Raw genomic sequence first — 12,958 nt, forward strand, 5'->3', positions numbered from 1 at the left:
GGCTTCTCTACAGGACTCTTTTCTATAGGACCATGTCATGACCGATCTGCAACGCGCCGCCCGCCAAGCCCTGTCGCTGATGGACCTCACCAGCCTCAACGACGACGACACCGATGCCACCATCGAGGCGCTGTGCCAGCGGGCCAAGACGCCGATGGGCGCCCCGGCGGCGATCTGCGTCTACCCGCAGTTCATCGTCCCGGCCCGCCGGGCGCTGACTGCCCACCGCCTGAACGACAACGTGAAGATCGCCACCGTCACCAACTTCCCCGACGGCGGCGATGACGTCATGCGCGCTGCCCGGGCAACCCGCGAGGCGGTAGCCTCCGGCGCCGACGAAGTCGACGTGGTCTTCCCCTACCGCGCGCTGATGGCTGGCGACGAGGCCGTGGGCCAGAAGCTGGTCGAGATGTGCAAGGCCGCCTGCGGCGACGCCACCCTCAAGGTAATCCTGGAGACCGGCGAGCTGAAGGACCCGGCCCTGATCCGCCGCGCCGCCGAACTGGCCGTGGAGGGCGGCGCCGACTTCCTCAAGACCTCCACCGGCAAGGTCTCCGTCAACGCTACTCTGGAGGCCGCCGAAATCCTGCTCGAGGTGATCCGCGACAGCGGCGAGGACGTCGGCTTCAAGGCCGCCGGCGGCGTGCGCACCACCGAGGACGCCCAGGCCTACCTGCAGCTCGCCGAGCGCATCATGGGCGCCAACTGGCTCACCCCGGCACACTTCCGCTTCGGCGCCTCAGGCCTGCTCGACGACCTGCTCCTCACCCTGGGCGCCTTCGAGGGCAACGCCGGCCCCGAGGACGGCTACTGATGCTGCCCCAGGAGCTGATCCGCGCCAAGCGTGATGGCCGCGTGCTGGGCCGCGACGCGATCCGGCAGCTGGTGGCCGGCATCGCCGACGGCAGCCTCTCGGATGCCCAGGTGGGTGCCCTGGCCATGGCGGTGTTCCTGCGGGGCATGGAGGCCGAGGAGACAGTGGCATTGACCGAGGCGATCCGCGACTCCGGCGAGGTGCTCGACTGGTCCGGCCTCGACCTGCCCGGGCCGGTGCTCGACAAGCACTCCACCGGCGGCGTGGGCGACCTCGTCTCGCTGGTGCTCGGCCCCTGGATCGCCGCCTGCGGCGGTCACGTGCCGATGGTCTCCGGCCGCGGCCTGGGCCACACCGGCGGCACCCTGGACAAGCTCGAGGCGATCCCCGGCTACTCGGTCACCCCGGACACCGCCACCTTCCGCCGGCTGGTCAAGGAGGTGGGCGTGGCGATCATCGGCCAGACCGCCGACCTGGCGCCGGCCGACCGGCGACTCTATGCGGTGCGCGACGTCACCGCCACCGTGGAGTCGCTGCCGCTGATCGTCAGCTCGATCCTCGGCAAGAAACTGGCCTGTGGCCTTGATGCCCTGGTGATGGACGTCAAGTGCGGCAGCGGGGCCTTCATGCCCACAGAGGAAGCCGCCAGAGCGTTGGCGCAAACCATCGCCGAGGTAGCCAGCCAGGCCGGGACCCGCACGACGGCACTGGTCACCGACATGAGCCAGCCGCTGGCCCCCTGCGCCGGCAATGCGCTCGAGGTGCGCGAGGCGCTGCGCCTGCTCGGCGGCGAAAAGCGCCACGGCCGCCTGCTGGCGGTGACCCGCGACCTGGCCACCGAGCTGCTGCTGGCCGGCCGCCTGGCCGATTCCCGGGACGCCGCCATGGCGCGGCTCGACGAGGCGCTGGCCTCGGGGGCGGCCGCCGAGCGCTTCTCCCGCATGGTGGCGGGCCTCGGCGGGCCCAGCGACCTGCTCGAGCGCCCCGACCACCACCTGCCCGAGGCGCCGGTAACCCGCGCGGTACATGCCGAGCACCCGGGCCGGGTCCAGGCCATGGATACTCGCGCCCTGGGCCTGGCCGTGGTGGCCCTGGGCGGCGGCCGTCGCGCCCCCGGCGAGGCCATCGACCCCGCGGTCGGGCTTTCGCACATTGCCTCCCTGGGCGAAACCGTGGACGCCGAGCGCCCGCTGGCGCTGGTTCATGCCGCCAGCGCCGCGGACGCCGACCGGGCCGCCCAACAGCTCCGCGAGGCCATCCAGATCGGCGACGCCCCCGCCACGCCCCCATCCCTGATCCATGACGTCATCCGTCGGGAGGCCCCATGACCCGCGCCATCGTGCTCGTGCTCGACTCCTTCGGCATCGGGGCGGCGCCCGACGCCGCCCGCTTCGGTGACGCCGGTGCCGACACCCTGGGCCATATCGCCGCCGCCTGCGCCCGTGGCGACTGCGACCTTCCAAGGGGCCCCGAAACAGGCCCCAGCGCGGGCCGCCAAGGGCCGCTTCACCTGCCCCACCTGGCCCGGCTGGGCCTCTTCCATGCCCACCACGCCAGCACCGGCCACTGGGCCGAGGGCGTCGCGGTGCCCGACGCGGTCACCGGCGCCTGGGGCCACGCCGCCGAGGTCTCCTCGGGCAAGGACACCCCCTCGGGCCACTGGGAGATCGCCGGGGTACCGGTGCGCTCACACTGGGGCTACTTCCTCGAGGAAAAGAACAGCTTTCCCGCCGAGCTGCTCGAAGTGCTAGTGCAGGAGGCGGAGCTGCCCGGGGTGCTCGGCGACTGCCACGCCTCCGGTACCGAGATCATCGCCCGGCTCGGCGAGGCGCATGTGGCGAGCGGCAAGCCCATCGTCTACACCTCGGCGGACTCGGTGTTCCAGATCGCCGCCCACGAGGAGGCCTTCGGCCTGGAGCGGCTCTACGCGCTCTGCGAAGTTGCCCGCCGCCTGCTCGAGCCGTACAACATCGGCCGGGTGATCGCGCGCCCCTTCGTGGGCGACGCCACCGCGGGCTTCACGCGCACCGCCAACCGCCGCGACTACAGCGTCGAGCCGCCCGCCCCCACGGTGCTCCAGAAGCTGCATGACGACGCTGGCACGGTGGTGGCCATCGGCAAGATCGCCGACATCTACGCCCACTGCGGCATCACGCGCACGGTGAAGGCCAGCGGCCACGACGCCCTGATGGATGCGACCCTCGAGGCCCTGATGGATACCGGCGAGCACAGCCTGATCATGACCAACTTCGTCGACTTCGACATGGTCCACGGCCACCGCCGCGACGTGCCAGGTTATGCTGCGGCCCTGGAGGCCTTCGACGCCCGACTGCCCGAGCTGCTGGACAGGCTCCGCGACGATGACCTGCTGGTCCTCACCGCCGACCATGGCTGCGATCCCACCTGGAGGGGCACCGACCATACCCGCGAGCACGTCCCGGTGCTGGCGCTGGGCGCGGGCCTCGCCCCGGGCTCGCTGGGTGCCCGCGAGACCTTCGCCGACATCGGCCAGAGCCTGGCCACGCACCTGGGCCTCGCGCCCATGGACGACGGTGCCAGCTTCCTGCCGCCCGCCTCGTCTTCCACCACGCTATCCAACGCTACGGGAGGCCACTGATGGCAACCCCCCATATCAACGCCGAACGCGGCGACTTCGCCGATACCGTGCTGATGCCCGGCGACCCGCTGCGCGCCCGCTACATCGCCGAGACCTTCCTGGACGAGGTCCGCCAGGTCAACACGGTGCGCAGCATGGCCGGCTATACCGGGCGCTACAGGGGCCGGCCGATCTCGGTGATGGGCCATGGCATGGGCATCCCCTCGGTCTCCATCTACGCCAAGGAGCTGATCACCGAGTACGATGTCAGCACGCTGATCCGCGTCGGCTCCTGCGGCGCGGTGCGCGATGACGTGGCGGTACGCGACGTGGTGATCGGCCTGGGCGCCTGCACCGACTCGGGGGTCAACCGCACCCGGTTCGGCGGCATGGACTTCGCCGCCACCGCCGACTTCGCCCTGACGCGCGCCCTGGCCGACGCCGCCCAAGGCCTCGGCGTGGCGACGAAGGTCGGCAACCTCTTCTCGGCGGATCTCTTCTACGACCCTCGCCCCGAGACCGCCGCGCTACTCAGGCGCTACGGCATCGTCGGCGTGGAGATGGAGGCCGCCGGCCTCTACGGCGTCGCCGCCGAGTTCGGCGCCCGGGCCGCCACCGTCTGCACCGTCTCGGACCATATCCTCAGGGGCGATTCGCTCTCCAGCGCCGAGCGCCAGAGCACCTTCGACGAGATGATGGAGATCGCCCTGGAGAGCGTACTGCGCGACGACGCGGCCCGGGAGGACGAGGCATGAGCGAGCCCATGACGCCTGACGCCATTCCACAGGAGATCGTCGCGGCACTGATCGCAGTGCGCGAGAGCGCCTATGCGCCCTATTCGCGCCATCCGGTCGGCGCGCTGGTGATCGGCGAGAGCGGGAGGCGCTATGCCGGCGCCAACGTGGAGGTGGCCCACTACAAGGGGATCTGCGCCGAGGCCTCGGCCATTGCCGCCCTGGCCAGCGCCGGCGAGCGTCAGCTGCGCGAGGTCTGGGTGATCGGGCCCGGCCGGCACCTCTGCACGCCCTGCGGCGATTGCCGCCAGCGCATCCGCGAGTTTGCCACCCCCGAGACCCGCATCCGGGTGGTGGACGCCGAGGGCCGGCTGCTCAAGGAGTACGACATGGAAGCGCTGCTGCCGGACTCCTTCGGGCCCGAGAACCTGAGCCACGAGGCCCTGCACGATTAGTTCACAGGCCCCGGTTTGGCGGTCACGACTGTAGTCGTGCGACGGTCTCCTCGGTACTCCACAGGGCATTGGCCATATAGCGGAAGTTAGTCAGGGCGGCGAGGTAGCCGTCACCTTCTGGAAGCTTGGCGGCAGCCGTGGCATCGCGCACCACCACCACCTCGAAGCCTTGTTCCAGAAGCTCGCGCATGTGGGCCTCGACACACAGGTTGGCTGACATGCCGGCCAGGATGACCTGGTCGACGCGCTGTTTCCTCAGCTGCAGCACCAGGTCGTTCTGCTCGGGACCGTAGATCTTGTGGGGGGAGGTGATGATGGTCTTGCCATCCTCGATGAACTCGCGGTACTCGGGCATGAAGTCCGCTCCGCTGTCGCGCTCGAGTGCCGCCAGGGTATCGGGGCGATCGAACATGCCGATGTTGTGCATCAGCTTCTCCAGCGGGCCATTGAACTGCCAGCGGTGGTCATGCGGGTAGTAGTAGTGGGGTGAGACGGCCACGGTGATGCCGCGCTGCTTGGCAGCGGCAAACAGGCGTCGAATGTTCTCGACGGTCCCGTGTTCCCGGACGCTCTCGCCGACCACTTCCCAGGTGACGCCGTCAGGGCTCAGGAAGTCGATCTGTGGATCGGTCACCACCAGTGCGGCTCGCGCAAGGTCGAGCTCGAAGCCGGCAGCCGGCAGGGCGGCCTTCTCGGGCGGAGCGTAGGGATCGCCGGCATGCGCTTCGGCAGCGCTGGGCAGGCCACCCAGGGTGGCGGCAGTGATGCCCGCCAGCCCGCCGGCGAGCAGGCGACGGCGGTCCTTGTCGACGACGTGGAAGGTCGGCTCGGTGGCCGCGGAATGAGCCTTGTGATCGCACATGGTGTATTCCTCTCAGGCGTGGACGGTACGATGTCAGGCTAGCGCCATGCCGGTGCGATATTGTTCGCAAAGGGTGCCATTTCATCCGTTTCCATCCGGAGCCTGCATGCTCGACCAGCTGCTCAAGCGCATGACCATCGAGGTGAGATCCTTCGCCGTCTGCGAGGTGCGTCGCGGCTGGCCGCTGGAGACGCCCCCGCTGGGAAGCGTCTCGCTGCATTACGTGCTGCGTGGGGAAGGCTGCCTGCGCGACAGCTCCCATCGGTCGTTGCCGCTGGCGCCGGGCAGCCTGGTGATCTGTCCGCCGCACCAGCGATTGACCGTCAGTGAAACGGCCGGTGACCCCTTCCAGCTGCCTCACTGCGAGCCCGCCAGTGGCACCCTTGAGTGGCTGCGCAGCCAGCGTGACGACCGGCTGCCCGGGGTATTGATCCTCTGCGGGATGCTCGATGTCGGGACGCCCGAGCTGGCTGGCTCACCATTCGACCGGCTGCAGGCGCCGGTACGGATCGCCTCGGGGAACACGGCCATCTCGCCACTGTTCGAATCGCTGTTCGAGGAACTGTCCACCCAGGCGTTGGGCAGCCAGGCGATGATCGACGCGCTGATGAAGCAGTGCCTGGTGCTACTACTTCGGGAGCTCGAGGCCGGCACGACGCATCCCGCCTGGCTGCTGGCGCTGCAGGACCCGGCACTGGGGGCGGCCGTCTCGGCAATGACCGAGGACCTCGGGCGTCGCATCGGCATCGAGGGGTTGGCAGCACTCAGCCACATGAGTCGTACGACCTTCATCGCCCGCTTCAAGAAGGCCTACGGGGAGCCGCCCCAGCGCTTCCTCGCCGAGCGGCGCCTGCGCCTGGCACGTGACCTGCTGGTTAACTCATCACTTCCGGTCAAGCAGGTGGCCCTGCGCTGTGCCTACCGAAGCCGGAGCCAGTTCAGCGCCGCCTACAAGTCGCGCTTCGGGCAAGACCCCGAGCACTACCGGCGCGAGCAACGTGACGATACCCGCTGAGTCGCCGGTTGCCGGCTACTTCCCGGGGCGGCTCGTCGTCAAGATGCAGCCAGCGGGCCAGGCGGGAGTGTCGCCGTCGGCTCAGGTACCAGGGCAGCAGTGTCATCACGGCGAGTATGACCACAGCGGCCGCGATCGAAAGCAGCGGATTGGTCGGCAGTCTGACGTGCAGGGCATCCCGCCCGCTTGGAGGGCTTCCGGGCGAAATCTAGGACCATGCCTTCATGGCGTATCCGAGCGCACGCTGGCCACGGCATCGAACAGCAATGATGGTCGCTGCCACAGGGAATTGACGAAGATGGCGGTCACACTAGCGGCCATGGCCACCATGGCCCACACCGGGTAGATCAGGCCGGTGGACGCCAGGGGGATACCGATGCCGTTGAACAGAAACGCCAGCGCGACGTTCTGCAGCATCTTGCGATACCCCCAGTGGCTGATCCGCCAGGCGGTCACCACGCTGCTCACCCGTGCGTTGAGGATGATGATATCGGCGGCGTCGATGGCGATATCGGTGCCGCTGCCCATGGCGATGCCCACGTCGGCCTGCATCAGCGCCGGGGCGTCGTTGATGCCGTCACCGACCATGGCCACCCGCCCTCCGTGCTGCATCTCCCGCAGCACGTCGGCCTTTTGCTCGGGCAGTACGCCGGCATGGACGGTGTCGATGCCCACCAGGCCGGCGATATGCCGGGCGGTGCGTTCGTTGTCGCCGGTCAGCAACGCAGTATCGATGCCCAGGGATTGGAGCCGGTGCACGGTCTCCGCGGCATCGGCCCGCAGGCCGTCGCCCAGGGCGATAGCGCCGAGTAGCTGTTCGCCACGGGCGATGACGATGACCGTCTGGCCCTGATGCTCGGCGCTTTCGATGCCATTTCTCACCGGTGCCAGATCGATGCCCTGTTCGGCGAGAAAGGCTGGACTGCCGACCGACACCGGTTCGTCGTCCACCCGGGCGGTGACGCCTCGGCCGGAGTGTGCCTGGAACTCGGCGACATCGGGGATTGCCAGGTCCCGTGACAGAGCCGCTTCGACCACGGCACGGCCCAGGGGATGCTCCGAGGCGGACTCGACCGCGGCAGCCAGCGACAGCAGCGTGCCTTCATCGCCATCGACACTGATGACCTCGCGTACCGCGGGACGGCCTTCGGTGAGAGTGCCAGTCTTGTCGAACACCACGGTGGTGACGCGCCGCAGGGCCTGAAAGGACTCACCGGTGCGCATCAGCACCCCCTGATCGGCCGCCTCGCCGGCGCCCCGCACGATAGAGAGCGGGGCGGAGATGCCCACCGCGCAGGGATAGCCCATCACCAACACGGTCAGAGCGGCAAACACGGCCCGTTCCAGATCGGGCTCGGCTCCCCACAGCAGTGGCGCACTCATCCAGAACACGAAGGCCAGCGCGGAGACGACCAGCACCGTAGGGGTATAGACCCGCAGCACCCGGTCCACCAGATGCAACAGGCCCGGTTTGAGCGCCCGGGCATCCTCCAGACTGCGGACCACCTGGTGCAGAAAGCTCGACTCGCCGGTGGCCGTCACCCGCACCACCAGCGTGCCGCTGCCATTGATGGCGCCGCCGACCACCGAATCGCCTACTCCTTTCTCAATCGGCAGGGGTTCACCGGTGACCAGGGACTGATCCACGGCCGAGTCGCCCTCGGTGACCTCGCCGTCCACCGGGATACGCTCGCCGGGGCGAATACGCACCCGCATACCGGTTTCCACCTGCGCCACCGGCAGGTCCCGTTCGCCGCCCTCGTCGAGAACGTGGGCAGTCTCCGGCTGCAGATCCAACAGGCGGCGGACCGACTGGGAGCTGCGGGTCTTGACGATCAGCGAGAGCCACTCGGAGAAGAGATGATAGGTCAGCACCATGACCGAGACGGCGAAGAAGGCGGCGGTGGGGTAGCCGTCGGGCCGCAGCACCAGGCCGATGCCACCGCCGACCAGGCCCGCGAAGGCACCGATTTCCACGAGTACGTGTTGGTTGAGAATGCCACGGCGCAGCGCCTGATAGGCCATGACCAGCATCTGCCGGGCGATACCGAACACCATGGCGAGCGCCAGGACCGCGACCAGGAGCGCCTCGTGGCCCGCCAACAGGCTTCCGGCGCGTAGCCCGAACAGGACCAACCCACCCAGGGCCAACAGGGCGCTACCGCTCAAGGCGGCTCGGGTGCCCTGGCCGCGAAGCACGGCATAGCCGAAGATCACCAGGCTGACGTAGACCAAGGTGGAGAGCCCCAGGGTCCAGGGCGAGGTGGGATCGACGATCAGCCCCACTGCCGCCAGGCTGGCGCCCAGCGCCACCAGGAAGCGGTTGCGCTCACGAGCCAACTCGCGCTCCTGGTTGGCGTAGGGTTCGATCTTGCGAGGATCGCTGAGGGTGTAGCCAATGGCCTGCAGGGTGCCCATCAGCGTCTCGGCGCTAGTCTCGCGCGTGTCGTATTCCACCAGGGCCTGTTCGTGGGTGAGACTGACAGCCACGCGGCGTACGCCCGGCTTCTGTCCCAGGGCGCGCTCGATGGTCCCGGTGCACAGCGAGCAGTGCAGCCCGCCGATATGCGCCCGCACCCGCTGGATCTCCGGCTCCCCGGTGGCTTCCAGGCTCCATGGGTGGAGGCCTTCCTCCGGTGCGGCTGCGGCTGTCGCTTTCGTATTCATGGCCTGTCCCCTTGATGTAAATGGGCTCATGCGTCGAGGATAGGGGCCGTACATTGCTACGGGGTCAAGCGTCGGCGAGGATCAAGGCAGGATGGTATGAAGGTCTAGAAGAGGGGAGCCGGTCATGCCTTCACGTCGAGGAGAAGGCCAGCCACAGTGTCCAGGCTCCCAGCCCCACCAGTACGGCACCCGTCCAGCGCGGCATGCGGCCGGCGAGTCGTGCGATGGCCTCGAGCCAACGCCGGCCACGGGCGGTATAGACAGCCAGCACCAGGGGGCTGGAGAGTGTCAGACCGAACACCAGAAGCGTGACGGCGCCGAAGATGATGCCCCCACCGGCCGCGGCTCGTGCGGCCGTATCACCAAGCAGCACCGCCAGCAGAGGGGCGGCACAGGCCGGCACATTCAAGCCGAACAGCACGCCCAGCCCCAGGCTGCCCGGGGTGCCGGAGAGGTGTGGCAGTAGGCGGTTCACGCGGGCCAGGAGCCAGGGCGCGCCTCCACCGAGGTACAACAGTCCCACGCCCGCATAGAGGCTCCCCAGCAGGGCCCAGATAGCGTGCTGAAGCCCCGTGAAAACGCTGCCGATCAGTGCCGCGAGCACCCCGAGCCCGGCCATCAGCACGGCCCGGGTCAAGGTGAACAGCAGCGTCTGGACGGCCCGCATCCGGCGAGGCAGCCGTTCGAGATGGCGGATAAACAGCAGGTGGCTACCGACCGAACAGGGCTCGACGAAGCCCAGCAACCCGAGTCCGGCGGCCAGCGGCAAGGCCGTTGAAAACTCCAAGACGCTAGTCTGCCTCTGTCACCAGGCTTGCCGAATACCCGGCATCCTGTACCGTCTCGGCGAGCCGCTCAGCGGAAATCTGACTGGTGTCGACAGCCACCTTGGCCTCGCCGTTCTCATGAGAGACCGAGCACCCCTTGACGCCCGGCTGCTGTTCGAGAACATGGCGGACAATCTCTGCACAGCCGTTGCAGTGCATGCCCTTGATCGTGAGTCTTACGGTTTGCATGTCAGGCTCCTTTCGCTTGGCTGTCTCGTCGTTTGGCCCCGTGTCATGCTCCAGGGCGTCGATGATGGAGCAGCACCGCAATGGCCCTTCTCCGGGGCAACGGTCGAGCAGCGTCATCAGCCCTCGGCGGATATGCTGGAGCCGCTCGATCTTACGATCCACATCCTGGAGTTTGGCGGTGGCGCGCTGCCAAACCTCTCTGGCATCGGTATCGTGGTCGGTACGCAGCGAGAGCAGCTCGGCGATCTCGCGTAGGGAGAACCCGAGCTCCTGGGCGCGGCGAATGAACTGCACTCGCTGCACCGTCTCATCCGAATAGACGCGATATCCTCCACCCCACGGACGAGCTGGCTGTTCGATGAGCCTACGTCGCTCATAGAACCGGATCGTCTCGACCCCGACGCCCACTGCTTCGGCCACTTTGCCGATGGTCATGTCACTCATGGCAGCCCTCACGCAGTGTCCGAGAACAACTTACCGGCCGTACCATGGTACGGGGTCAAGGGCGCAGTCATGTCGGCTACGCTGTCGCTTATCCAGCACAACAGGACAACTGCGTCACATCCTTGGTGAAGGTCTGCGCACAGAGCTTGAGGCCTTCCACCATGGTCAGGTAGGGAAACAGCTCGTCGCCGATCTCCTCGACTGTCATGCGCGCCCGCAATGCCAGCGCCGCCGCCTGGATCAGCTCGCCGGCTTCTCCTGCCACCGCCTGCACGCCCAGCAAGCGCCCGGTATCACGTTGAGCGACCATCTTGATGAACCCCAGGGTGTCGAAGTTCACCAGCGCTCTCGGCACGTTCTCCAGGTCGAGCACGCGGGTATCGACGCTAAAGCCTTGCTCGAGCGCCTCGGCTTCCGTCAGGCCGACGGTGGCGACCTGGGGATCGGTGAAGATCACCGCCGGCATGGCGCTGAGGTCCAGGGTAGCCTTGCCCCCGGTCATGTTGACGGCGGCCCGGCTCCCCCCGGCGGCGGCGACATAGACGAACTCGGGCAACTCGGTGCAGTCACCGGCGGCATAGATGTCCGGCACCGTCGTGCGCAGGCGATCATCCACCCGAATTGCCCCCTGTGCGGTTGTCACGCCGATGCTCTCCAGATTCAGAGACTCGGTGTTGGGGGTGCGGCCGGTGGCAACCAGCAACTGGTCCGCCCTCAGGGTGCCAGCGTTAGTCTCCAGTACGAACTCGCCGTCGACGTGGTCAATACGGCCGGACTGGGTTTGCTTGAGAACCTCGATACCCTCGCGCCTGAACGCTGTCTCGACGGCCTCGCCGATGGCAGGGTCCTCGGCGGAGAGCAGGCGGCTGCGGGCCAGCACGGTGACCCGACTGCCCAGCCGAGCGAAGGCCTGGGCCAGCTCCAGGGCGACGAGGCCGGCGCCGAGCACGATCAGTCGTTCAGGGATGGTGTCGAGTCCCAGGGCGCTGGTGGAGGTCAGGTAGGGCGTGTTGGCAAGCCCTGGCACCGGCGGCTCAGCCGGGCGAGCACCGGTGCCGATGAAGGCACGATCGAAGTCGATGATGCGCTCACCGCCGTCGTTCAGCGTGACCGCCAGGCGGTGGGCATCGAGGAAACGCGCCTCACCGCTGAGCACCGTGATCGCCGGGTGGTCGCGCAGAATGCTCGCGTACTTGGCGTCACGCAGTTCCTCGACACGCCCCTGCTGCTGCGCGAGCAGCTTCGCCCGGTCCACCACCGGCGCCTGGGCGCTCAATCCCGTGTCGAAGGGACTTTCCCGGCGCAGATGGGCGACATGGGCGGCGCGGATCAGGATCTTCGAGGGCACGCAGCCGATGTTCACGCAGGTCCCCCCCAGGGTGCCGCGTTCGATCAAGGTGACCCGAGCGCCGCGCTCGACGGCCTTGAGGGCAGCGGCCATGGCCGCTCCGCCGCTGCCGATCACGGCGATATGCAGGGTCTTGTCATCACTCATTCGGGGAGCTCCTTGAACCTCTGGACGTACTGCGACAGCAGGCGTCGGTTTGTTTCTTGCGCCACAGCGCATAGGCGGTCAGGCCGATGAAGAAGGCCAGGGCGGGAAGCAGCACGACGTCCAGATAGCCGGTCAGTCCCGCCAAGCCGACGGAGACGAGCAGAATCACCAGGATCGGCGTAAAGCAGCACAGCGCTACCAGCACGGTGCCGGCCACGCCCACACGCAGCAGCACCTTGTCCCTACCGGCAGCCACGGGACCACGTCCCGATTTCGATATCGTCATGCCGTCTCCCTTCCATATGCCATGTTGGTTGGGATAAGGTTACTTCCGTAGTCAACTACGGAGTCAAGGCGCATGCTGAACAAATTGGACATGTTGACCATTGGTGGCCTGGCGAAGGCAGCGGGCGTTCATGTGGAAACCATTCGCTATTACCAGCGGCGCGGCTTGTTGACGGAGCCCGAACGACCTCCGGGGGGCATTCGACGCTATGGCGCCGCCGATATCGACAGGCTGACGTTCGTGAAGACGGCACAGCAGCTGGGCTTCAGCCTCGACGAGGTCGGTAACCTGCTCCGGCTGGAAGATGGCACCCACTGCCAGGAAGCCAGCGAACTCGCCGAGCATAAGTTGCGGGACGTGCGTGAAAAGCTCGACAGGCTGCAGCAGATCGAGAAGGCCTTGAGTGACATGGTGGCCCGATGCCACGCCCAACAGGGCAAAGTCACCTGCCCGCTGATTGCGTCATTGCATGTAGGGATAGGGAAGGCCTGACACCGTCGATAAAGTGATCTGGGATTTTCTGTACAATCCCCCGATTGATTCATGAAGCGGGCTGACGGAGGAATGGATCCGG

12 protein-coding genes and 1 pseudogene are annotated in these 12,958 nt (G+C 67.6%); 7 read left to right on the plus strand and 6 right to left on the minus strand.

The annotated features are described in order from the left end of the window. The first annotated feature begins 37 nt into the window (after window positions 1–37). The 5 genes from deoC to cdd are packed head-to-tail and all read left to right on the plus strand — an operon-like array spanning window position 38 to window position 4,599. Entirely contained in the window at window positions 38–814 is a 777-nt protein-coding gene (gene deoC / locus OP498_RS12090; RefSeq protein WP_280547345.1) for a deoxyribose-phosphate aldolase, read from the plus strand. Then, window positions 814–2,142, plus strand: coding sequence for a thymidine phosphorylase (gene deoA, locus OP498_RS12095; protein ID WP_280547346.1), 1,329 nt, complete (start codon window positions 814–816; stop codon window positions 2,140–2,142). The genes deoC and deoA overlap by 1 nt, the downstream gene beginning before the upstream one ends. Continuing rightward, window positions 2,139–3,431, plus strand: coding sequence for a phosphopentomutase (locus tag OP498_RS12100; protein WP_280553690.1), 1,293 nt, complete (start codon window positions 2,139–2,141; stop codon window positions 3,429–3,431). Before deoA ends, OP498_RS12100 begins: the two co-directional genes overlap by 4 nt. Further along, window positions 3,431–4,165: a purine-nucleoside phosphorylase gene (gene deoD / locus OP498_RS12105; RefSeq protein WP_280553691.1), complete on the plus strand. Its 735-nt coding sequence runs from the start codon at window positions 3,431–3,433 to the stop codon at window positions 4,163–4,165. The genes OP498_RS12100 and deoD overlap by 1 nt, the downstream gene beginning before the upstream one ends. Next, window positions 4,162–4,599, plus strand: a complete 438-nt coding sequence (gene cdd / locus OP498_RS12110) for a cytidine deaminase (protein ID WP_280553692.1) — start codon at window positions 4,162–4,164, stop codon at window positions 4,597–4,599. The genes deoD and cdd overlap by 4 nt, the downstream gene beginning before the upstream one ends. A gap of 22 nt (window positions 4,600–4,621) precedes the next feature. Here cdd and OP498_RS12115 read toward each other — a convergent pair whose 3' ends face one another. Beyond that, entirely contained in the window at window positions 4,622–5,461 is an 840-nt protein-coding gene (locus OP498_RS12115) for a cysteine hydrolase (RefSeq protein WP_280547352.1), read from the minus strand. A gap of 106 nt (window positions 5,462–5,567) precedes the next feature. Here OP498_RS12115 and OP498_RS12120 point away from each other — a divergent pair, with 106 nt between their 5' ends. Beyond that, a complete protein-coding gene (locus OP498_RS12120; protein WP_280553693.1) occupies window positions 5,568–6,476 on the plus strand; it encodes an AraC family transcriptional regulator in 909 nt (302 codons plus the stop codon). 222 nt (window positions 6,477–6,698) lie between these two features. Here the strand turns inward: OP498_RS12120 and OP498_RS12125 are convergent, their stop codons facing one another. From OP498_RS12125 to merF, 5 genes and pseudogenes are all read right to left on the minus strand, one after another. Next, entirely contained in the window at window positions 6,699–9,143 is a 2,445-nt protein-coding gene (locus OP498_RS12125) for a cation-translocating P-type ATPase (RefSeq protein WP_280553694.1), read from the minus strand. A 130-nt stretch (window positions 9,144–9,273) separates the two neighbouring features. After that, entirely contained in the window at window positions 9,274–9,930 is a 657-nt protein-coding gene (locus OP498_RS12130) for a cytochrome c biogenesis protein CcdA (RefSeq protein ID WP_280553695.1), read from the minus strand. Window positions 9,931–9,934: 4 nt separating this feature from the next. After that, window positions 9,935–10,603, minus strand: coding sequence for a MerR family transcriptional regulator (locus tag OP498_RS12135; protein ID WP_280553696.1), 669 nt, complete (start codon window positions 10,601–10,603; stop codon window positions 9,935–9,937). Window positions 10,604–10,691: 88 nt separating this feature from the next. Beyond that, window positions 10,692–12,080 (minus strand): annotated as a pseudogene (gene merA, locus OP498_RS12140) (mercury(II) reductase); the annotation flags it as partial. A gap of 10 nt (window positions 12,081–12,090) precedes the next feature. Next, window positions 12,091–12,384 (minus strand): mercury resistance system transport protein MerF, encoded by a 294-nt coding sequence (gene merF / locus OP498_RS12145; protein WP_280553698.1) that lies wholly within the window; start codon window positions 12,382–12,384, stop codon window positions 12,091–12,093. A 72-nt stretch (window positions 12,385–12,456) separates the two neighbouring features. Here merF and merR point away from each other — a divergent pair, with 72 nt between their 5' ends. Further along, entirely contained in the window at window positions 12,457–12,876 is a 420-nt protein-coding gene (gene merR / locus OP498_RS12150) for an Hg(II)-responsive transcriptional regulator (RefSeq protein ID WP_280553699.1), read from the plus strand. Window positions 12,877–12,958: the final 82 nt, after the last annotated feature.

This window comes from Halomonas sp. 25-S5, from assembly GCF_029889845.1.
In the GTDB taxonomy this organism is placed as follows: Bacteria; Pseudomonadota; Gammaproteobacteria; order Pseudomonadales; family Halomonadaceae; genus Halomonas.